We start from the raw sequence: 23,468 nt of genomic DNA, 5'->3' as shown, positions 1-23,468 counted from the left end.
TTTAAGAGAAAATTTCCCAACTGTCATAATAAAGAGGCCGTTTCCTACCCATACTATGAATATTTAATAGTAATGCCGGAGGAAAAGATGGTTAAAACAAAAATAAAGAAAGTATTAAAAAAAGTTATCGATCGGAATCTGTATAAACGGATTATTTACACGAAATATCTGGAGAAAAAGCCTATTAGTGAAAGAAAGATTTTTTATGAGGCGTATCATGGGGAAAGTATGACCGGGAATACATTCGCTGTGTTTATTCATTTGCTTCATGACCCACGGTTTAAAGATTATCAACATATTTGGGCGATAAAGGATTTTTCAGTGATTCAAGAAGAGTTTCGCCATGTACCCAATATTACCTTTGTTCACTATCAAAGTGTTTCATATATCATACATCTTGCTACAGCTAAATATTTAATCAACGATACTACCTTCCCTTCCTATTTTCAAAAACGGAAGGAACAAATTTATGCAAACATGTGGCATGGGACTCCATTAAAAACAATGGGACTGGATATTAAAAATAAAGGATTTGCCGACCATAAAAATATTCAGCGGAATTTTTTACTTACTGATTATATGATTAGTCCTAATCAATTTACATATGAAAAGCTTTTAAAATCTCATGATATTTTTACAATTTATAATGGAGAAGTCGTCAATATTGGATACCCACGTGTTGACTTAATGTTTAAAGCTGACTGGGATCAATTGCGCAAAAAATTATCGATTGCTGCACATAAAAAAGTAATTCTCTATGCCCCTACATGGCGCGGAACAATTGGTGGAAAGAAAAATGAGAGTGCCAAATTATTGCAGGATGTTCAATTTATTCAACAATCCGTCGGCGATGATTATATCGTTTTACTCAAATCACATTATTATGCCCATCGTTTTTTTACCGAACAAGGTGCAGATCATATATGTATCCCGAATGAAATGGATACGAATGAACTTTTATCAATAGTTGATGTGTTAATCACAGATTACTCCAGCATCTTTTTTGACTTTCTTCCGACAAATCGTCCGATTCTCTTTTATGCGTATGACGAAGAGGAGTATATGGAAAAGCGCGGAACCTATATACCTTTAAGTGATCTTCCCGGTCCGATTTGTAAAACCGTTTCTGACATCGTTGATAGACTATTACATATTGATGAGGTGAAAAAAAACTATGAAAGAACGTATCAGGATTTTCTAAGAAGGTTTTGCTATCATGATGATGGGAAAGCAACTAAGCGTTTCGTCGATGTCGTATTTTTTCGAAAAACTTCGGAATATGTAGTTAAGACTGTTACAAATAAAACAAAAATCCTACTATACGGCGGGGGCTTCTTAAATAACGGAATTACTGCTTCAGTCACAAATTTATTAAAATCAATCGATTATTCTGCCTATGATGTGACGTTAATAGATTACGGAAACATAAAGGAAGAAAAGATAAATAATATGAAAGCGATACATCGAGAAGTACATATTATTCATCGAGTTGGAACATGGAATGCAACTGTATTAGAAAAGTTTCGACATAAATTCTTTTTGCAAAAGGGGATCTATAAAGATTGGATGCGAAGAATTATTCCGACGAAAATGTATAAAAGAGAATTGGAACGAATGATTGGTCTATCAAAATTTGATATTGGCATCGACTTTAGTGGATATAGTCCGTTTTGGGCAACATTGTTTGCGTTTGGAGATTTTAAAAGAAAGAGTATTTTTCTTCACTCCGACATGATAAAAGAAAGAGAGAAAAAAATAAACAACAAGTATCCACACCGGAAAAATTTAAAGGTCATTTTCTCTTTGTATCGTTTTTACGATAATGTCCTATCTGTTTCTAAATTGACCCATGAACAAAATAAGCAAAATTTAAAGCATTATATCGGAGAGTACACAAAGAAAATGGACTATGTAATTAATTCAATTGATTACAACAACATCCTTTCTAAAAAAGAAGAATATCAATATGAGTTTGCTATGGAACCCGACCTTTCCTTTACAAAAAAGCTAGCAAGCTCGAGTAGTTACCCGATGCCAAGTAACACTCATATCAATTTTATTACGATTGGCCGACTCGGTCCTGAAAAAGATCACGCAAAATTAATACAAGCATTTTCTACCCTTTCTTCGCAAAATAAAAATGTAAGATTATATATTGTTGGCGATGGAGTTTTAAAAGAACAATTAGCAAAACAAGTAAAGGATTTGGCTTTAGATAAGAAGGTATTTTTCACAGGGCAATTAAGCAATCCATATGGACTTTTAAATCAATGTGATTGTTTTGTATTATCTTCTAATCAAGAAGGACAGCCAATGGTATTGCTAGAAGCACTCGTCCTCAAAAAACCTGTAATTGTAACAGATATTCCCGGTTCTCGCAGTGTAGTAGAAGGCGGCTATGGATTAATTGTCGAGAACTCCGTTGAAGGATTAACAGACGGCATGAAGCAATTTATTGATGGAAATAAAATTAACCAGCGAGAGTTCGACTATGAATCCTATCGCAATGACGCCATTAATATGTTTTATGAGAAAGTTTGCAGGTTGGATGAATAGATAAAAAAGAAATCGGTGATAGAGCCGATTTTTTTATTTGTAAAAGGTCCTTGAACATTTATATGAATTCTCATAATATTATTATAAGTATTTTTGATGAAGGATGTGGGATATGGTTAAAAAACCTCGTATTGAATCAGTAGAATTAAAAAGTTTATGTAGTATACATCTCCGAATGAATACGTCCGAGAAGGAAAAAATCTTATTTTTCAAATCTTGAAAAAGGTTTTGAAGGTGAACAAAAGTTTGATAAATGGTTGGAAAGCATAACTATAGAGAGCCTATTACTAAATGATTTACTGTTTGAACATAATAACACATACTTCCAAATCGATTCTTTATTAATCCTCCAAGAAATCATTCACTTATTTGAGGTAAAAAATTATGAACACGATTACTATATCGAAAAAGAAAAATGGTATACTTTTACTGGCAAAGAAATAAAAAACCCCTTATTACAATTAAATCGAAATGCATCCTTGCTTAGAAGAATCCTTCACGATCTTGGAATTTACTTACCAATAAAAGAACACTTAGTATTTGTTAATCCAGATTTTTATCTATATCAAGTCCCCATTAATCTACCAATTATTTTCCCATCGCAAATCGAACGATTTATCATCAATATAAATAAAAAACCATCAAATTTAACTAATCACCATACCAAAATAGCAAATCAATTATTATCTTTACATTTAAGTGAATCTCCATTTATGCGGTTACCAAATTACAGCTTTGAACAACTAAAAAAAGGAATCATATGCTGCAAGTGCAGAAGTTTTATTGATCATTATGAAAAATACTTTTTACTTCATTCACCTGTTTTGATGACCAAGTTTGTTTTTTGAATCGCATCTTGGGCTTCATTCAACCGTTTTGACAACCTATACAATTATACGAAAAAGAAGTGATCACAAATGAAGTGATCACTACTTTTCATTAGAATAGATTACTGCCCTACTCCTGCTTTTTCTTGTTCTTCAATTCGTTTTTCCATTCTATTACGATCTCTCTCAATAATGGGTTTCAAGTATTTCCCTGTATAGGATTCAGGAATTTCACATATTTTTTCCGGTGTTCCTGTTCCTACAATTGTTCCACCTTTAGCACCGCCCTCTGGTCCAAGGTCAATTAAATAATCCGCTGTTTTAATAACATCGAGATTATGTTCAATCACAAGGACGGTATCTCCATTTTCAACAAGTCGTTGAAGAACTACTAATAATCTTGATATATCATCAACATGAAGTCCTGTTGTTGGTTCGTCAAGAATATATAAGGATTTACCGTTTGACCGTTTATGGAGCTCAGAGGCAAGTTTCACCCGTTGTGCTTCTCCGCCTGAAAGAGTCGTTGCTGGCTGGCCAAGTTTTATATAACCTAATCCAACATCATAAATTGTTTGCAATTTCCGTTTGATTTTAGGAATATTTTCAAAGAATTCAACAGAATCTTCAACAGTCATATCGAGTACATCGGCAATATTTTTCCCTTTATACTTTACTTCTAATGTTTCACGATTGTAGCGTTTGCCATGGCATACCTCACATGGAACATAAACATCTGGAAGAAAGTGCATTTCAATTTTGATAATTCCATCCCCACGACATGCTTCACAACGGCCGCCTTTGACATTAAAACTGAATCTACCCTTCTTGTATCCTCGAATTTTTGCCTCATTAGTAGCTGAAAAGACGTCACGAATATCATCAAACACACCAGTATAGGTTGCCGGGTTCGAACGTGGTGTTCGGCCGATTGGTGATTGATCAATATCGATTACTTTTTCGAGGTAATCAATGCCAGTGATTTCCCTATGCTCACCCGGTTTGCTTTTTGCCCGATTCAGCTTTTGAGCCAAGGTTTTGTGTAAAACTTCATTCACAAGTGTACTTTTTCCTGAACCTGATACACCTGTAACCGCCACAAAGCTGCCTAGCGGGAATTTCACTGTCACATTTTTTAGATTATTTTCTTTCGCCCCTTTGATTTCAATAAAACGGCCATCTGGTTTGCGGCGTTCTATTGGTAATGGGATGAATTTTTTCCCGGATAAGTATTGGCCAGTTAACGAATGTGGATCATTCATAACTTCTTCCGGTGTCCCAGCGGATATAATCTCGCCTCCATGAACACCTGCACCTGGACCAATATCTATTAAATAATCCGCGGCTAACATCGTGTCTTCATCATGTTCAACGACGATTAATGTATTCCCGATGTCTCTCATATTTTGAAGTGTTTGAATTAAACGGTCATTATCTCGCTGATGCAAACCGATTGATGGTTCATCCAATATGTAAAGGACACCGGTTAATCGTGAACCGATTTGTGTTGCCAAACGAATGCGTTGTGCCTCGCCTCCAGATAATGTACCGGCTGCACGGCTCAAAGTTAAATACTCTAACCCGACATTCACAAGAAATCCTAGTCGTTCACGAATTTCACGAAGGACAAGATTCGCGATTTGTCGTTCTTTTTCAGTTAAATCTAGCTGTATAAATAATTCATCTGCTTGTTCAATAGAAAGTTCCGTAACTTGCCCAATATGCTTATTATTGATTTTGACAGCAAGGCTTTCTTCTTTTAATCGATATCCTTTACATTTCGAACATGGTTGTTGTCCCATGTATTTTTCCATTTGCTCACGAATATAGTCAGAGCTTGTTTCTCGATAGCGTCTTTCTACATTACGTATGACTCCTTCGAATTTCACATTTCCTTCCCGTATTTGCCCAAAATCATTTTCGTAACGGAAATAAATTAATTCTTCACCAGACCCTAACAATATCTTATCTAATTGATCCTTTGGAAGATTCTTCACGGGAATTTCCATATCAATTCCATAATGATTACAAACTGCTTCAAGCAGCTGTGGATAGTATTGTGAACTTACCGGCTCCCATGGGGCAATCGCATGTTCTTTTAATGAAAGTTCTGGATTAGGAATAATTAAACTGCGTTCGACTTTGAGCTTTGTTCCAAGTCCATCACATTCAGGACAAGCACCGAATGGGCTATTAAACGAAAACATCCTTGGCTCTAATTTATCAATTGAAAACCCACAATGTGGACAAGCTAAATGCTCGCTAAATAAAAGTTCTTCCTGGCCGATAACATCAATAATGACCCTTCCATCAGCAAGTCTCAAAGCTGTTTCTAGTGAATCTGCCAATCGGGAGGCAACCTCTTCTTTTACGACAATTCGATCCACCACTACCTCAATTGAATGTTTTTTGTTCTTTTCTAATTCGATGTCTTCACTTAAATCAAGCATCTCTCCATCGACACGAACACGAACAAATCCTTGTTTCTTAATATCCTCAAGCACTTTTACATGGGCACCCTTTCGTCCCGAAACGATAGGAGCTAATACTTGAAGCTTTGTTCTTTCTGGATATTCCATAATTCGATCGACCATTTGTTCAATCGTTTGCGAGGTAATTTCAATTCCATGTATTGGACAAATTGGTCTCCCAACTCTTGCAAACAACAGACGCAAATAATCATAGATCTCCGTTACCGTCCCTACCGTTGAACGGGGGTTACGACTTGTTGTTTTTTGATCAATAGATATTGCGGGAGATAAGCCTTCAATCGCATCGACATCCGGCTTATCCATTTGACCTAAAAATTGCCTAGCATAGGCTGAAAGTGATTCCACATATCTACGTTGACCTTCAGCATAAATCGTATCAAATGCTAATGATGATTTTCCCGAACCGGATAGACCTGTTAATACAACTAATTGATCTCTCGGAATGGTGACATCAATGTTTTTCAGATTATGTGCCCTTGCTCCTTGAACGATAATTTTATCTTTTGCCATTTATATGTCATCCTTCCGCTTTCAATTCTAATAATGTATCACGAAGCTGGGCGGCACGTTCAAAGTCGAGCGCCTTCGCTGCTTCTTTCATATCGTGTTCTAATTGTTGGATTAATTTTTCCCGTTCCTTTTTCGTTAATTTCGTTGGTGTTGTTGCAACATATTCTTCTTGATCTTCCGCTGCACGAGTCGCCCTGATTACATCACGAATATCCTTTTGTATCGTTTGAGGTGTAATTCCATGTTTTGTATTATATTCTTCTTGGACTGTACGGCGACGCTTCGTTTCTTCAATCGCTTTCGTCATAGAATCCGTCATCTTATCCGCATACATAATGACCTGACCATTCGCATTACGCGCAGCACGGCCGATTGTCTGAATTAATGAACGTTCAGAACGCAAGAATCCCTCTTTATCTGCATCTAGAATAGCTACTAGCGATACTTCTGGAATATCTAACCCTTCCCTCAAAAGGTTAATTCCAACTAACACATCATATTTTCCAAGACGTAAATCCCGAATTACTTCAATTCTTTCTAATGTCTTCACTTCTGAGTGTAAATATTGTACTTTTATACCGACTTCTTTTAAATAATCTGTTAAGTCTTCTGACATTTTTTTCGTTAGCGTAGTAATAAGAACCCTTTCATTGCGTGCCACTCGTTCATTGATTTCACCAAGCAAATCATCGATTTGTCCTTCAATTGGGCGAACTTCAATTGTTGGATCAAGTAGGCCTGTCGGACGAATAATTTGTTCAACCATTACTGGTGTATGTTCGATTTCATACGGACCTGGTGTTGCAGACACATAAACAATTTGCTTCACATGTGATTCGAATTCATCAAATTTCAATGGGCGGTTATCAAGCGCTGATGGCAAGCGAAATCCATGTTCCACGAGAACATTCTTCCGTGCTTGGTCCCCATTATACATTCCACGTACTTGTGGAAGTGTGACATGAGATTCATCGACAACAATTAAAAAATCTTCAGGGAAATAGTCTAGTAGTGTATACGGTGTGGAACCTGAAGGGCGTAATGTTAAATGACGGGAATAGTTTTCTATACCTGAACAGAATCCCATTTCACGCATCATTTCTAAATCGTAATTCGTCCGTTGCTCTAGCCTTTGTGCCTCAAGTAGACGATTATTATCACGTAATTCCTTCAAACGTTCTTCCAATTCTTTTTCAATATTTTCAATAGCTACCCGCATCTTTTCTTCTCGTGTTACGAAGTGGGAAGCCGGGAAAATAGCAACATGATCACGGTCGCCAATGATTTCACCTGTTAGAGCATCAACTTCGCGAATCCGATCAATTTCATCACCAAAAAATTCAACACGAATACAATGTTCATCCTTTGAAGCCGGGAAAATTTCCACAACATCCCCTCTTACACGAAAAGTACCACGTTGAAAATCTATGTCATTTCTAGAAAACTGTATGTCTACAAGTTTGCGAAGTAGCTGATTTCGTTCCACTTCCATTCCAGTTCTTAGCGAGAGAACCATTTCCCGGTATTCTTCCGGATTACCCAAACCGTAAATACATGAAACACTAGCAATTATGATGACGTCTTCACGTTCAAATAAAGATGACGTTGCTGAGTGTCGTAACTTATCAATCTCATCATTAATACTCGAATCTTTTTCGATATATGTGTCAGTCTGAGGTACATACGCCTCCGGCTGAAAATAATCATAGTAACTGACAAAGTATTCAACAGCATTATTCGGAAAAAACTCTTTAAACTCACTATATAATTGCCCCGCTAATGTTTTATTATGAGCAATAATTAAAGTTGGTTTTTTTACTTCTTTTATTACATTGGAAATGGTAAAAGTTTTTCCTGTCCCTGTTGCCCCCAATAAGGTTTGATGTTTCTTTCCATTTTTAATGCCTTCAACAATTTTTCGAATGGCCTCGGGTTGATCTCCTTGCGGCTGATATTTAGAAACGAGCTCAAATTGTTCGTTCAATCCATTTTCCTCCCATCCACTTTACCTATCTATGTCATCTTTTCAATAAGGTCATTATTCACGTTTTTTCATACTTATTATTTTACCACAAACAGGTGTTTCTTAACCATAAAAAAGCGAACAAATTTTCGGTTTTTCGATTTTTCTCATGAATTGAAAAAGAACCCGGAAATACGCTCCCAAGCTCTTAATCGGTTACTTTATTCTCTTTTCCAACGTATACAGTTCTTCCTCTAGCGAATTCATCCTTTGCACAACCATTTTTTGTGCATCAGCAATTGCTTCATTATAAAAAATTGGCCCTAATTTTTCATTAACAAATACAAAGAAATTTTCAGCAGCTAAATCCCCGATTTCTTCGTCTCTTTCATTAAGAAAAAATTGTTGAATTTCCCTTATTGCATCTTCTCTTATTTCCTTTGTTAATTTCACTATATAAAACTCCTTAAATACATTTTTCTAAGCTGTTTTCGTAAACAATGAACCGTTCCTTTCCGCTACAGGCACTTGCCTTCCGCTCCAATCCACTCTGTGCTTTTAATATTGTTAGTAGGAACTGTCATTTAGAAAGAGTCTTTTATTAAAAATATCCTAAAAAAACGTTTGAAACAAATGAAATGATTCCTTCATTTGCTTCAAACGTTTTTGCTTTCCGGTATTTTCCTCTTTTTATTTCGGTTTACCATACGGTTTGCATAATAAAACCCAATGGTTAACGATGCAGCGTCAATAATGAATAAAGGCCATGTATGTGTATATCCTTTATAAACCGAAGCGACAATCAAGGCGACTGTTAATAGTAAGCCTACAATATGGTTGTACGTTACCCTTGTGAAAAACACAACGAGAATTCCCGGCAAAAAAATTGCGGCCAAAATTTTGTCTAACACTGTTTTCACCCCTAAGGTTAAAAATCCTATCTCTATTCTTTTCTAAAAATGAAAAAAACACAAGGGGAGGTTGGAAATTTTTTATTCATTTAAATTCGCTTTAACGATTTTTTGTGTGACTTTGTTTAGCTCACTATGTTCAATAAATTTTTCATCAAGCATGTCAGGCAAAACTTCATTGAGAAAATACTTCACACTTTCCATTTCTTTAAATTCAAGAATTGTTAATAAAGATTCTTCATAAATTTCCTGAAAAAGTGGTTCGGGATTCCCTTTTTGAATTTCGCCGAAGGATTCATAAAGCAGATCAATTTTATCTGCGACCGATAAAATCTTCCCTTCTAATGTATCATCTTTTCCTTCTTTAAAACGATCTAAGTAAATTTGTTGATATTCCTTCGGAAACTCTTTAAAAATAAATTTTTGGGTCATCTGTTCTTCTACTTGACTGAACAAATCTCTAAGTTCGGCTGACGCGTATTTCACCGGAGTTTTAATATCTCCTGTAAATAATTCATTGTAGTCATGATTCAATGCTTTTTCATAAAGAGCCTGCCAATTCACTTTATTCCCTTTATTTTCTTCGACTGTTCCGAGAAATTGGGCTACTTTCGTTACTTTAAATGAGTGGCTGGCCACGGAATGTTCTTGGAATTTAAACTTTCCTGGACACCGATAAATTTTTTCTAAATCCGATAAGCTTTTGAAATATTGATGTATTCCCATATTATCACCTTTTTTTATATTTCGTGAGATTGTATCATAGTTTATGAAAAAAAGACAAATGCAAAGCTTAATGAGTTTGTGTTCGTAACCGTTGATTTCCGCTACAGGTGGCTGGCGATTAGCCTCCTCATCGCTTCGCTCTTGCGGGGTCTCATCTTTCCAGCTGATCCCGCAGGAGTCTCGTACCTTCCGCTCCAATCAACATGGAGTCAATATCAACACTGAACTTTAACAAAACCTAAATATAAAGACTAGAGCAAATTACTCTAGCCTTTATTCTTTGTTTCAATCATTAAAGTTAAACTGATTAATGTTACTAATACTGTCGCTCCCATGTCTGAAAGGATGGCGATCCAGAGTGTTAGCCAGCCTGGGATTGTTAGAAGTAAGGCGATTAATTTTAGACCTAGGGCCAATGATATATTTAATTTAATGATTTGATTAACGCGTTTTGAGATTTTAACTGCAGATGGTAGTTTTCCTAGATGATCTTGCATTAGCACAATGTCTGCAGTTTCGATGGCGCTGTCTGTTCCTTTGCCCATTGCTATTCCGAGATCAGCTGTTGCTAATGCGGGTGCGTCGTTGATTCCATCTCCTACCATTGCAATTTTTCCTTTTTGTGTAAGTTCTTTTACTTTTTGAACCTTTTCATCAGGTAAAAGATTGGCATAGTAATTCGATAAGCCGACTTTGTCAGCAACTTTTTTAGCCGTTTGTTGGTGATCTCCTGTCAGCATTACGGTATGTTTTATTCCTGCTTGATGTAATTCTTTAATAATTTGTTTACTTTCACTTCGAACTTCATCGGTTATCCCCATTAAACCAAGTACTTTTTCATTATCTGCAACAGTAATAAGCGTATACCCTTGATCTTTTAGTGCTGTAATTTCTTTTTGAATGCTACTTGACAGTGCAGTCGCAGGCAGTCCTTTCTCATTGCCAACAAAATAGCGCTCTCCATTTACAATTGCTGATATCCCTTGACCAGGTAATGTTTCAACATCTGTTGCTTCTGTAAGAGGGGCCGATGTTTCTTCCACTTTTCGCATCACTGCTTTTGCAAGGGGATGAGAAGAAAGCTTTTCCACTGAACCTGCAATCGTCAAAAATTGCTCATCAAAAACTTTCGTGACTTCTACAAACGGTTCACCTTTCGTTAGTGTTCCAGTTTTATCAAAAGCGATCATATCAATCTTACCTAATTGTTCAAGGAAAACTCCGCCTTTAATGAGAATTCCATTTCGTGCATTTCGTGTGATTCCAGATACAATGGCTATTGGAGACGAAAGAACTAGTGCACAAGGACATCCAACAATTAACACCGCTAACCCTTGATAAAACCATTTTCCCCAATCGGCACCTCCCAAAAGCGGCGGAGCAATCATAACAATAATAGCGATTAAAATGATTGCAGGTGTGTAATATTTTGCAAAATGGTTAATAAACTGTTCTGTAGGTGTTTTTGTTTCTTGAGCTTCCTCTACTAAGTGTAAAATTTTTGCAAGAGAAGAGTCTTCATATGATTTTGTAATAGAAATTTTTAATATTCCTTCATTATTAATACTGCCACCATATACGGATTCATCAATCGATTTTTCTATCGGCATCGATTCACCAGTGATGGCCGCCTCATTTACGGAACTTTTTCCTTCGATGACGATTCCGTCCGAGGGGATTTTTTCGCCGGGTTTGACTAATACGATGTCCCCTGCTTTCAATGTTTCAATGGATACAATCTGTTCTTTTCCATTTGCAATTAATGTTGCTTGTTTCGGTGCAACCTTTAGTAATGCTTCCATCGAACTTCTAGCCTTTTCCATACCCAGTCCTTCAAGAAATTCATTGATTCCGAAAAGAATGGCGACTAATGTCCCTTCTTTCCATTCACCGATTCCAAAAGCACCAATAAGCGCAATGGTCATTAATGTATCGATATTAAATTTTAAACGAAATAAGTTTTTGATTCCTTGGATAAATGTTTGGTAGCCGCTTAATGCTGCAGCAATAATAAAGATAGTTATTGCTATACCTTCGCTCCATTGTCCAACGAATATTGCGATAAAGTAAAGCACAGCTGACATAATAATTAATGTTTTCAGCATGCGGTTTGAATGTGAGTGTGTGTGGGCATGATTATGATCGTCATGTTCATGTTTGTCTTTGACGATAGTCGCACCATCATTTGCCAATATCTTTTCTACTTGAGAGAGAGAAATGTCATCTTTTACGATTAGCTTGCTTGAATTGTATAGAACTCTTGCATCTTCCCCATTTTTTAGCTTTTGTATTTCCTCTTCCATTTCCCTTGCGCAATTTGCACATGAAAGGCCTTGTAGTTTATATTCAGCCATTGATACTCCCCCTTGAACAAAGCAAATAGTTTATTTCTATCAGTTGTTCAAAATTGACTCAAACTATTTGTTATTAATAATATGTGTGTTCCCTTTTTTATTATGTGAAAACAATGGATTAATGGTGTCTCGCATGGTTAATCGTTTGTTTCAGTATATTCATGACATGTTCATCGTCGTGCGAATAAAATAATGTTGTGCCTTCTCTTCTGTATTTCACTAAGCGTAAGTTTTTCAAAAATCTTAATTGATGTGATACGGTTGTTTGAAGTAAAGATAGCTTTTCAGCAATTTCATTTACGGAATGTTCTTTTTCGGATAATAAATGCAGAATTTTAATCCTTGTTGGTTCAGATAATGCTTTAAACGTTTGAGAAACGATAAATAATGTTTCTTCATCTAATTCATCATGCTCTATATCAATGCGATTATTATCTTCTGTCATGGGTTTCACCTCTATTATATTCAATATATGTGTATATGTTCATATATTATATTTCCATTTTATATAAGGCACTTAAAAGAAGTCAAGTTTTTATCAGAAAAAATAATGGGTCTTAATTATTAATTAATCCGCAGCCTAAATACACTACGCTTTCCGCGGGTGACCCGTGAGCCTGTCTAGTTCCGGCGGCTATCGACTAGCGAACTTCCGGTCACCTCCCTACGATAAGTCATCATCGATTCACCCTTTAGGGTTCATCGTGATTCCTTTATCTCAGTCGCTGCCCTTCAGTTCGTACGTCGATAGGCAAGCCGCCTCTACTTTTCTAACTCCTCGCTCGTACCTCCACTGCGGGGTCTCACTTTGCTCACTTTTCCCGCAGGAGTCTACGTGTATTCAGGTCGCTCAGTACTTCTTAAATGTTTTTCATCTTATTAATAAAATATATTTAGAAAACAACCAAAATAAAAAAACAGACGCTTTTTCGTCTGCTTTAGATTTTTATTATTTATTTAGATCAACTAAGGAGCCGGTTTTCAGATAGACGATCCATTCACATACGTTGGTTACATAGTCTCCGATTCGTTCTAGGTGCTGGGCAACGAGTAGGAAGTGGAGAGCTTGGTTTACTTTCGATGAGTCTTGTTTCATAATTTCGATCAATTCCATAAAAATCATTGATAGATATTTATCAATTTGATCATCTTTTTTTGCAACGGTAACTGCACCGTCACGATCAAGGGATATATAAGCGTCTAGTACTTCACGAACCATTTCTTTTACGATTTCTGCCATCTTAGGAATATCGATGAGCGGTTTTAAATATGTTTCATCCTTTAAACGAATGGTTGATTTGGCAATACTAACAGCATGATCACCCATTCGCTCTAAATCTGTTGCGACTTTTAACATTGTGGCAATTCGACGCAAATCAGTTCCCACAGGTTGTTGTAAAGCAATTAACTCGAAACATTTCTTCTCAATATCCACTTCATATTCATTTATCCGTTGATCATCTAATACGACTTCCAACGCAAGGTCAATATTTTTGTTCACGAGTGATGTGACACTTTTGTAAATCGCCTCCTCGACGAGAAGTCCCATCGACATTAATGTTTCATGTAGTTCTGTTAAGCGATCTTCAAATACTTTTCTTGCCACAATGAATACCCCCTTAATTCTTAATTAGCCAAATCTCCCTGAGATATAGTCTTCGGTTTCTTTTCTTTCCGGATTGGTAAAAATAGAATGGGTTTGATTGAATTCTACAATCTCACCATTTAGAAAAAATGCGGTTTCATCAGATACACGTGCTGCTTGTTGCATGCTGTGTGTGACAATAATGATGGTATACTGCTCCTTTAATTCTAATATCAGCTGTTCAATTTTAGATGTTGAAGTTGGGTCTAAAGCTGAAGCTGGCTCATCCATCAATATGACATCGGGTTGAATGGCTAACACTCTCGCGATAACTAGCCTTTGCTGTTGTCCACCGGATAGTCCCATCGCCGATGTGTGTAAGCGATCCTTCACTTCGTCCCATAATGCCGCTTGTCTTAGGCTTTTTTCCACGATTTCATCAATCATTCCTTTTTTCTTCATACCATGAATCCGCAGGCCATATGCCACGTTTTCATAAATGGTCATTGGAAAAGGATTTGGACGCTGAAACACCATGCCTACTTGTTTCCGAAGCTCGACGACATCAATTTTCGGATTATAAATTTCCTGATTATTATAGTTTAGACTGCCTTCTACCCTAAAGCGCGGCACTAAATCATTCATTCGATTCAATGTACGCAGAAACGTCGATTTTCCACATCCTGATGGGCCAATTAGTGCGGTTACTCGATTTTTTTTCATATTGATTGATATATTTTTCAAAGCTTGGAATTGATCATAATATACATTTAATTCCTTGCTGCTAATGATTGTTTTCGTTGTTTCTAGTTGTTCCATTGAGATGGCCAATTCAGTTCACCTACTCCATATAATATTATCCGTACTTCTTTCAAAGAAGTTGTGGTAATTGTGACTGTTGATTTCCGCTACAGGTACTCGCTTTCCGCGGGGCTGGCGATGAGCCTCCTCATCGCTTCGCTCTTGCGGGGTCTCATCTTTCCAGCTGATCCCGCAGGAGTCTCGTACCTTCCGCTCCAATCAACATAGTTATAAATTCAACAATGGTTTAAATGCATTTATAATAATTTAAATATTCTCTACCCAAAATTTCCGGAAACATAGTCTTCTGTTTGTTTTTGTTGTGGGTTTGTAAAAATGTTTCTTGTTTCACCGTATTCAATCAGATCTCCCATGTAAAAGAAGGCTGTGTAATCAGAAATTCTGGCAGCTTGTTGCATGTTATGTGTAACGATTACCACTGTATAGTCTTTTTTCAATTCCATAATCAGCTCTTCAATTTTACTCGTTGAAATTGGATCTAAGGCAGATGCTGGTTCATCAAGTAAAAGGACATCGGGTTCCATTGCAATTGCTCTTGCAATACAAAGTCGTTGTTGCTGTCCACCTGACAATGCTAAAGCAGACTTGTTTAGACGATCTTTCACCTCATCCCAAAGTGCTGCTTTGCGTAAGCTTTTTTCCACAATTTCTTGTAATACTTTTTTATTCTTCTCTCCATGCTGTTTTGGACCAAATGCAACATTATCAAAAATACTTTTTGCAAATGGATTCGGACGTTGAAACACCATTCCAATATTTTTCCTGATTTCAAATACATTGACACTTGATTGATTAATATTAAAATCTTTATAAAAGATGCTGCCCTCCACACGACATCCTTGAATCTCATCGTTCATGCGATTTAAACTTCTTAAATAGGTAGATTTTCCACAACCTGAAGGTCCGATAAATGCGGTCACTTGATTTTTATATATGGGCATTGAAATATTTTTCAGTGCTAAATTACTCCCATAGTAAACATGTAAATCCTTTGTTTCTAGGGCAGTTACTTTCTTTACATTTTTGTCTTGCCGTTCATTTTTGCGATTTGTAAGTGTTACAGCAACTTTACTTTGTCGTTTTTCCATTAATGCTTCCATACATTCCACTCCTTTGTTTGCCTTAAGACGAAGTCATTCGCTTATAAATGAGTTTTCCAATCCAGCGTGCAGCAAGGTTAAATAGTAAGATTAATATGATAAGCAATGCTGATGTTCCACTTGAAACCTCTTTCACGTCAGGCATTAATCCTTCCGAATTAATTTTCCAAATATGAACGGCAAGTGTTTCTGCCGGTCTCATTGGATTTAGTGGTGATGTAGGGCTTAATGGATTCCAATTAGAAAAGTCGAGAATTGGTGTACTCATTCCAGCTGTATAAATTAACGCGGCCGCTTCACCGAAGACTCTCCCTGATGCAAGAATAATTCCCGTTACAATCCCGGGGATTGCTGCTGGCAATAGGATCTTTTTAATCGTTTCCCATTTTGAAACCCCAAGGGCAAGTCCCGCTTCCCGTTGAGCATTCGATACACCTTTCAAAGATGTTTCAACTACACTAACCATTAGCGGTAAGTTAAATATTGTAAGAACGAGTGCACCAGTTAGTATTGAGAACCCCCAGCCCATATATATGACGAAGAATAAAAACCCAAACAAACCAACGACAATGGACGGTAAGGATGACAATACTTCAATTACAGTACGAAGAATATCGGTAAACACATTTTTCTTTGCATATTCAGACATATATATTCCGGCACCTAATGATAATGGAATGCTGATAATCATTGTTAAAACAAGTAAATAAAATGAATTAAATAGCTGTGGTCCAATTCCTCCACCTGCCTGAAATGATTGTGGAGGTGAAGTAATAAATTTCCAACTAATATTTCCGACTCCATTAACAAGAATATAGCCAAATAATCCGGCTAGGAGTGCGACAATAACACCCGCAATTACGTAAAAAATAACGGTTGCCATACGATCAGCAAGTTTTGCATTCATTAGTAAACCCTCCTGCGACCTAAGATGCGAATAATGATGATAAAGACTAGCGACATGAGAAGTAGCATTAATGCTAACGACCATAAAGCATTATTCTCTGCTTTCCCCATGACGGTATAGCCCATTCCCATTGTTAAAATACTCGTTAATGTTGAAGCAGGTTCTACAAATGAAGTCGGAATGACGGTAGAGTTCCCTATTACCATCTGTACGGCTAAAGCTTCACCAAATGCACGAGCCATTCCAAAAACAATCGCTGTCAATAAGCCGGGTAATGAGGTTTTAAGGATAACGCGGTAAATGGTTTGCCAACGTGTTGCACCTAGTGCTAAAGAGGCTTCTCTTATCTGCATGGGCACGGATTCAATAGCATCCATTGAAAGACTCGTAATTGTCGGTAAAATCATTACCGTCAAAACAATCGTTCCTGCTGCAATGCCAAATCCACTCCCACCAAGATGTTCCCTTAAGAACGGAACAACGACACTTAAGCCGACAAATCCATATACGACTGAGGGGATACCAACGAGAAGCTCAATAACTGGCTGTAACACTTTCTTGCCAAACTTAGGAGAGATCTCTGTCATAAATATCGCTGCTCCAACGGCTAGCGGGGAGCAAATAATTGCTGCCAAAAGCGTGACGGCAAAGGAACCGAAAATAAGCGGCAAAGCCCCTACAATTGGTTTTCCTAATTCATTTAAACTCCCTGGCTTCCACTCTATACCTGTAAAAAAGTCAACGATACTTGCTTTATTAACTGTAAAAGTACTAAACCCTTTTGATGCGACAAAATATAAAATAGAAATGGCAATCATAATCATGATCGAAACAGAAGTAAAAGTGAGAATTCTTCCCCTTTTTTCAGTCCAAATTTTAGTTGAAGAATTCCACTGTTTTTCAGTCATCTTTATATCCTTTAATTCCAAGATACTTTCCCCTTTCAAAAAAGAAATGTGTCAGGTTCTTGATGAAAAATAATCCTAGCTGCTAACACAATCATAAAAAAAACGAATACTTCTCCCTTTTTTCTTACAATCAAGGAAACTTCCATTCATAGCTTTTAAGCTAATAAACGGAAGTTTCAATCATAGTAATCACTTATTTATTCTTTACATTTCCATCAGCATCACGTTCAACTTTCATTCCTGTCACTGGGATATATCCTAGTTTCGTAATAAGTGAAGATTGAATGTCATCACTTAAGATGAAGTCTAAAAATTCTTTTGTTAGTCCTTTAGGTTCACCGTTTGTGTACATATGTTCATAAGCCCAGATTTTCCAATCATTTGTTTCTACATTTGCTTCTGTTGGAGCCACACCATCAACTTTTAATGGAGTAATCGAATCATTGAAATATGAGAATGCTAGATAACTAATTGCTCCTGGAGTTTCACTAACAATTTTTTGAACGGTACCAGATGAATCTTGTTCCTGTGCCTTAGCTGGAGTTGCTCCATCAAGTGCATGCTTTTCGAATACTGCTCTAGTTCCTGATCCTTCCGCACGATTGATAATAACGATTTTTTCATCTTTACCGCCGACGTCTTTCCAGTTTTTAATTTTCCCTGTAAAGATATCAATGAGCTGTTTCTTCGTAATGTCTTCCACACCTGCATCTTTATTTACGACTGGCCCCATGCCAACTACTGCAACTTTATGATCTACTAATTTACTACCGTCAATTCCATCCTTTTCCTCAGCAAAAATATCAGAGTTACCGATATCTACTGCACCTTCACTAATTTGGCTAAGGCCTGTACCACTTCCGCCTCCTTGGACATTAATGGTAGCTCCTTGATTCGTGCTCATATATTGGTTTGCTGCTTCATCTACCAATGGTTGTAATGCGCTTGATCCAACTGCAGTGATTGAGCCTTTTGCTGTTTCTTCTGTATTTTTATCGCCACCATCTGCATTAGCCTTCGAGCCTGTTTCATTACCATTTCCACATCCCGCTGCGAAAATCGCAAATACTAGTAACATACTAAATAAAGCTAAGACTCTTTTTCTCATCTACTTTTTGCCCCCTAGTTTTTTAGGTGATTTATCTTACAAGATTAAGATAATCTATGGGTGTTAAGCGTGTATTAATGAAATGTTAAGATATTGTAAATTAGAAAAAGTGCGGGGAACCTTGTTCAGTAGCGACAATCAACTACGCTTTGTAAAAAAGTAGCAGCTCCTTCTTCTTAAATGTAGCGGATTCATGCACGTAAGCTGTGATTTCTATTACTTTCCTTCCCGAATGTGGCTGTTTCGGGATATAAGCAGCGACTATTTGCGAGATAAAGAACAAATCTATATTGAGTTATCCCGAAACTCGAAAAAAGAATCTGACATTAAATGACAAACAAAAAACACATCCATAATCGGATGTGTTTGATAGAATATCGAGAAAATCTACCTACTTTGTTTTTTAGGAAGGGTTATTGTAAACTGGGTTCCCTTGCCTTCTTCACTTTCTACTTGGATAGAGCCATGATGGGATTCGACTAGATGTTTGACAATCGCAAGTCCGAGTCCTGTTCCTCCTGAATTACGTGAGCGAGCTTTATCAACTCGATAGAAACGTTCAAAAATCCGTGGCAACTCTTCTTGCGAAATTCCAATTCCAGTATCTTTAATAGTTAAATTAATCTGGTCTTCTTTCTCATCAATCCCAATCTCAATTGTTCCTTTGTCTGGAGTATAGGTCACAGCGTTGGCAACAAGGTTCAATATAATTTGCTGCAAACGATCCTTTTCTGCATCAATGATGACTGGTTTTTTAGTAGGAAGTTTTAGTATTAATTGTTTTTTATTAATTTCTTCTTGAAGTGTATCGACTGTTTCATATATGACATCTGTTGCATTCAGTGGTTCTGGATGAAATGGAAGCTGATGCTGTTCAATTTTTGATAAGTGAAGAATATCGGTAATTAATCGATGGAGACGTTCACTTTCATCATGAATAATCGTTAAGAAGGATTTCGCTATTTCAGGATCATACATTGCACCGTCTAACAATGTTTCTGCAAATCCTTTCAAAGATGTAATAGGCGTTTTTAATTCATGTGAAACATTAGCAACAAATTCACTTCTCATTTTTTCCAGTCTCCGAATGTCTGTTATATCATGAAGGACTGTAATAATTCCTTTTATTTCTCCATTTGCACCTACATATGGTGCTAAGTGAGCATCTAAAATCCTTTGACCCGGATAATACATTTGTACTTCATCATGAATTTTTACTTTTTTCTTTAAGGATTGGTCAATTAATTGACTAAGGCCAAAACTTTTACCTGCTTCGATATGTAGTTTACCTCTTAATTGATCGGCCGTTGATCCAATAATTTTTTCCATCGCGGGATTTACAAGAGCGATGCGGCCATCAGGATTGATTAGCATGACACCACTAACCATATTAGTTAGCACACCTGTTAATTTTTGCTGATTTTCGCTAATCTCCTCCATCTGGTGTTGTAAACTTTTTGCTAATTTATTGACGGCAATCGATAGCTGTTCCAGTTCGCCTTTTGTTTTCGCTCTTACTCTGCTACTATAATCTTTTTCGGAAAGTCTCCTAGCTACTTGAATAATATCTTCAATCGGTCTAGTAATTCCTTTCGCTAAACTTATGGCAATAACACTTGCTAAAATTAACGTGATTCCCATCGCTAAACCAAGACTTAGCCACAATTTTTTAATAGCATGATCGATATTTTGCAATGTAAAGGCAACCCTTATTACTCCAACTATCTGATTTTCATTTTGAATAGGAGTCGCCACGTACATCATATTGTAACCAAGTGTTTCACTATATCGAATGGACTCGGCATTTTTTTTATGGCGTTTAACAATATCTTTAAACTCGGGGCGATTCGCATGATTTTCCATCTTAGCTGGGGTATCTTCAGAGTCTGCAATCACATCACCGTACACATCAATGATGGTAATTCTAGGTTGGTTTTCAGCATAGAAGCTTTCGACCTTTGTTTGCAATTCGATTGATTGTTTTTGAATTTCTTTTGCATTAATAAATTCAGATACAATATTTGCATCTTGAAATAATTGATTCCTTGTCATATCCATGTATGTATTTTTCATCATATCCCCGATAAAAAATCCTATCGCTAATAGGACAAAAAACAATAATATTAAAAAACGGAAAGAAATTTTCAACCAAAGTTTATTCATTTTTCGGTCCTTCCATTTTATATCCAAAGCCTCTTATCGTTTTTATATACTGTGGTTGTTTCGTGTCTTCTTCAATTTTTTCGCGCAAATGACTAATGTGGACATCCACAATTCTAGTATCTCCTGCATAATCATAATTCCATACTGAATCTAGCAGTTGATCTCTACTTAAAACTTTCCCTCGATTACTTGATAAATAAAGCAAAAGTTCAAATTCCTTCGGTGTTAGTTCCAGCTTCTCGTTTTTAAAATAAGCTTCAAATTGCTCTGGATATACCTTCAAGTGGCCGATTGTATGATGCGGTTCTTCGGTTTCATTTACTTCATTCATTTCCGTTGTTCTTCGTAAGATAGCTTTTACTCTAGCAACAACTTCTCTTGGACTAAACGGTTTGGTTAAATAATCATCGGCACCAAGCTCAAGTCCGAGAATCTTGTCAAATTCGTCTCCTTTAGCTGTCAGCATTAAGATTGGAGTTTTAATTTTTTCTTGGCGCAGTCTTTTACAAATTTCCATTCCGTCCATCCCAGGCAACATTAAATCTAAAACGATAAAACTAAAATGTTCTTTCAAGGCAAGTTCATAACCTTCGGTACCATTTGCGGCAGTAGTAACGGAAAATCCTGCTTGTTCCAAGTTGAATTTTAATAGTGTAACGATTGAAGGTTCATCATCGACTACTAGTATTTTATTCATGTTAAAGGCTCCCTCCGAGTAGCAGCTTATTTTTCTTTATCATACATGGAAGGGAAATGTATGTCATTATTTTCTTTAATCACGTACTTACAATGATCGCCACCTTTAGACATACAGCAAACTTGCTCAATTTCATTTGTTTTTAATATCTTTTGAAATAAAGAATGCTCACATGAACATGCCTTTGGGTACTTTTTGGCAACATCAAAAATCGGACAGTTATATTCCGTTAATTCAAAGGTACCATCCTCTTTTTCAATCCAGTCCACCATATATCCATTTTCGTTTTGAATATCGGCCAGTTCCGCTACCCGATCCTTTAATTGATTGTGTTGAATACGCTCTTTGTATTTATTTTCCAAACGAATTTCACGGTTTTTGAATAACGTATTAACCATCTCATTCCCATTCATTTCTTCAATATCTTCCAGAAATTCAACGGTTATATTTGAATAGCTTTTCGGAAATTGATTTTCACCTGTTTTTGTCAAAAAATACACTTGGACAGGTCTTCCCATCGATTTCCGGATTGTTTCCGATTGGATTAGTCGCTCATTTTCTAAATTATTTAAATGGCGTCTTACCGCCATTCCGGTTATTTCAAGATGAGATTCCAAATCAACCACACTTAATTTTTTATATCTTTTTAATAAATGAAGAAGTTGATCCCTCGTTGAAGATTTTTTTTTCAACTTTCTCACCTCCGAATTTTTTTCGTTGTACGAAGTAGTTTATTTTGTTATATTGATTATAACAACATTTTATACAAAAATATATAAAAAGTGTACCTTATCAAAATGCCTTGCATATTTTAAAAGTACTACTACATAATTGAGGAGATTAACATGAAACTACTTGGAATTTCTGGTACTATTTCAGGTGAAAGAACACGGTTAGTTGTTGAAAAAATACTTCAATCCGCGAAAGAACAATTTCCTGAAATAGAGATCGAATTATTAGATTTACAAAAATATGATATTCAATTTTGTGATGGTCGTAATCCATCTACGTATACGGGGGATACGAAAACCGTTATTGATATCGTGTCTTCAGCTGATTTTTTCATTATTGGAACACCGATTTATCAAGCATCCATGACAGGCGCATTGAAAAACTTGTTTGACTTAGTTCCTGTTGATGCATTTAATGGGAAAGTAATCGGTTTTGCAGCTACAGGTGGAACATACCAGCATTACTTAGTTATTGAAAACCAATTAAAACCGATTGCGGGATTTTTCCGTTCTTTTGTCGCACCAAACTATGTCTATGTTCACGATACTCATTTCAATTCAAGCAATGAAATCATCGATCAAGATGTCATTCAGCGTATAAACGGACTTGCACATCAAGTCGTTTTCATGCAAAAATCTTTAAATCATAAATAAAATCTTCATTTATTTTATATGATAGAATAGAGGATAATTATATCCAGAGTGGTAGTATAATGAATTTAGAACCTATTGGCTTCTATTTGTTCTATACTAATATCATTCCAGTTACTTAATGAGAAATCATGTAAAGGTGGTCAGTTTATATGGCTTATGTAATTACATTTCCTTGTCAAGGGGAGAAAGCTGCAGAATGTGTAGAGGTTTGCCCAGTTGATTGTATCGCTGAAGGGAAGGATCAATTTTATATCGATCCGGATATTTGTATTGATTGCGGTGCTTGCCAAGCCGTTTGTCCTGTTGATGCAATCTTTCACGAAGAGGAACTGCTTGATGAGGACATGGAGTATTTCGAAAAAGCACGTAAATTTTTCACATCTTGATACGAAAAGCTAAAACACAAAGCAAATACTTTGTTCACAGCTAACACAAAAAGATTTATAACCTTAAA

Annotated in this window: 20 protein-coding genes; 4 read left to right on the top strand and 16 right to left on the bottom strand. The window is 36.4% G+C overall.

Going from position 1 to position 23,468, the window contains the following annotated elements:
• The first annotated feature begins 87 nt into the window (after positions 1 to 87).
• Positions 88 to 2,556, top strand: coding sequence for a glycosyltransferase (locus I5776_RS05205; RefSeq protein ID WP_202779288.1), 2,469 nt, complete (start codon positions 88 to 90; stop codon positions 2,554 to 2,556).
• A 257-nt stretch (positions 2,557 to 2,813) separates the two neighbouring features.
• Complete coding sequence (locus I5776_RS05200) at positions 2,814 to 3,404, top strand: nuclease-related domain-containing protein (protein WP_202779287.1); 591 nt, start codon at positions 2,814 to 2,816, stop codon at positions 3,402 to 3,404.
• Between the two features lie 101 nt (positions 3,405 to 3,505).
• Here I5776_RS05200 and uvrA read toward each other — a convergent pair whose 3' ends face one another.
• From uvrA to I5776_RS05120, 16 genes are all read right to left on the bottom strand, one after another.
• Positions 3,506 to 6,385, bottom strand: a complete 2,880-nt coding sequence (gene uvrA, locus I5776_RS05195) for an excinuclease ABC subunit UvrA (RefSeq protein WP_202779286.1) — start codon at positions 6,383 to 6,385, stop codon at positions 3,506 to 3,508.
• A gap of 7 nt (positions 6,386 to 6,392) precedes the next feature.
• Positions 6,393 to 8,369 carry an excinuclease ABC subunit UvrB gene (gene uvrB, locus I5776_RS05190; RefSeq protein ID WP_202779285.1) on the bottom strand — a complete coding sequence of 659 codons (1,977 nt, stop codon included), beginning with the start codon at positions 8,367 to 8,369 and terminating at the stop codon, positions 6,393 to 6,395.
• A 195-nt stretch (positions 8,370 to 8,564) separates the two neighbouring features.
• Positions 8,565 to 8,801, bottom strand: a complete 237-nt coding sequence (locus tag I5776_RS05185) for a DUF2164 domain-containing protein (RefSeq protein ID WP_246483929.1) — start codon at positions 8,799 to 8,801, stop codon at positions 8,565 to 8,567.
• Positions 8,802 to 9,004: 203 nt separating this feature from the next.
• Positions 9,005 to 9,259 carry a CsbA family protein gene (locus tag I5776_RS05180; RefSeq protein ID WP_425490337.1) on the bottom strand — a complete coding sequence of 85 codons (255 nt, stop codon included), beginning with the start codon at positions 9,257 to 9,259 and terminating at the stop codon, positions 9,005 to 9,007.
• An 81-nt stretch (positions 9,260 to 9,340) separates the two neighbouring features.
• Entirely contained in the window at positions 9,341 to 9,985 is a 645-nt protein-coding gene (locus I5776_RS05175; RefSeq protein ID WP_202779283.1) for an HD domain-containing protein, read from the bottom strand.
• Between the two features lie 266 nt (positions 9,986 to 10,251).
• Entirely contained in the window at positions 10,252 to 12,339 is a 2,088-nt protein-coding gene (locus I5776_RS05170; RefSeq protein ID WP_202779282.1) for a heavy metal translocating P-type ATPase, read from the bottom strand.
• Positions 12,340 to 12,457: 118 nt separating this feature from the next.
• Positions 12,458 to 12,784 carry an ArsR/SmtB family transcription factor gene (locus I5776_RS05165; protein ID WP_202779281.1) on the bottom strand — a complete coding sequence of 109 codons (327 nt, stop codon included), beginning with the start codon at positions 12,782 to 12,784 and terminating at the stop codon, positions 12,458 to 12,460.
• A 504-nt stretch (positions 12,785 to 13,288) separates the two neighbouring features.
• Positions 13,289 to 13,948 carry a phosphate signaling complex protein PhoU gene (gene phoU, locus I5776_RS05160; RefSeq protein ID WP_246483988.1) on the bottom strand — a complete coding sequence of 220 codons (660 nt, stop codon included), beginning with the start codon at positions 13,946 to 13,948 and terminating at the stop codon, positions 13,289 to 13,291.
• Positions 13,949 to 13,969: 21 nt separating this feature from the next.
• Positions 13,970 to 14,749: a phosphate ABC transporter ATP-binding protein PstB gene (pstB, locus tag I5776_RS05155; RefSeq protein WP_425490370.1), complete on the bottom strand. Its 780-nt coding sequence runs from the start codon at positions 14,747 to 14,749 to the stop codon at positions 13,970 to 13,972.
• A gap of 254 nt (positions 14,750 to 15,003) precedes the next feature.
• Entirely contained in the window at positions 15,004 to 15,846 is an 843-nt protein-coding gene (gene pstB / locus I5776_RS05150; RefSeq protein WP_281397291.1) for a phosphate ABC transporter ATP-binding protein PstB, read from the bottom strand.
• 22 nt (positions 15,847 to 15,868) lie between these two features.
• On the bottom strand, positions 15,869 to 16,753 hold the full coding sequence (pstA, locus tag I5776_RS05145) for a phosphate ABC transporter permease PstA (protein WP_202779278.1): 885 nt from the start codon (positions 16,751 to 16,753) through the stop codon (positions 15,869 to 15,871).
• The gene (gene pstC / locus I5776_RS05140) at positions 16,753 to 17,700 is read right to left on the bottom strand and encodes a phosphate ABC transporter permease subunit PstC (protein ID WP_246483928.1); all 948 of its coding nucleotides are present in this window, start codon (positions 17,698 to 17,700) and stop codon (positions 16,753 to 16,755) included. The genes pstA and pstC overlap by 1 nt, the downstream gene beginning before the upstream one ends.
• A 154-nt stretch (positions 17,701 to 17,854) precedes the next feature.
• Entirely contained in the window at positions 17,855 to 18,769 is a 915-nt protein-coding gene (locus I5776_RS05135; protein ID WP_202779277.1) for a phosphate ABC transporter substrate-binding protein PstS family protein, read from the bottom strand.
• Positions 18,770 to 19,156: 387 nt separating this feature from the next.
• Positions 19,157 to 20,932, bottom strand: a complete 1,776-nt coding sequence (gene pnpS / locus I5776_RS05130; RefSeq protein WP_202779276.1) for a two-component system histidine kinase PnpS — start codon at positions 20,930 to 20,932, stop codon at positions 19,157 to 19,159.
• The gene (locus I5776_RS05125) at positions 20,925 to 21,629 is read right to left on the bottom strand and encodes a response regulator transcription factor (protein WP_202779275.1); all 705 of its coding nucleotides are present in this window, start codon (positions 21,627 to 21,629) and stop codon (positions 20,925 to 20,927) included. The genes pnpS and I5776_RS05125 overlap by 8 nt, the downstream gene beginning before the upstream one ends.
• A gap of 26 nt (positions 21,630 to 21,655) precedes the next feature.
• A complete protein-coding gene (locus I5776_RS05120; protein WP_202779274.1) occupies positions 21,656 to 22,321 on the bottom strand; it encodes a helix-turn-helix transcriptional regulator in 666 nt (221 codons plus the stop codon).
• A gap of 153 nt (positions 22,322 to 22,474) precedes the next feature.
• Here I5776_RS05120 and I5776_RS05115 point away from each other — a divergent pair, with 153 nt between their 5' ends.
• Both I5776_RS05115 and I5776_RS05110 read left to right on the top strand, forming a co-directional pair.
• Entirely contained in the window at positions 22,475 to 23,014 is a 540-nt protein-coding gene (locus I5776_RS05115; protein WP_202779273.1) for an NADPH-dependent FMN reductase, read from the top strand.
• Positions 23,015 to 23,163: 149 nt separating this feature from the next.
• Positions 23,164 to 23,400, top strand: coding sequence for a ferredoxin family protein (locus I5776_RS05110; RefSeq protein WP_058002912.1), 237 nt, complete (start codon positions 23,164 to 23,166; stop codon positions 23,398 to 23,400).
• The last annotated feature ends 68 nt before the right edge of the window (positions 23,401 to 23,468 follow it).

Source organism: Heyndrickxia vini (assembly GCF_016772275.1).
GTDB lineage: Bacteria > Bacillota > Bacilli > Bacillales > Bacillaceae_C > Heyndrickxia > Heyndrickxia vini.
Note: the sequence above shows the minus strand (reverse complement) of the source record. Positions and strands in the feature narration are given on the sequence as shown.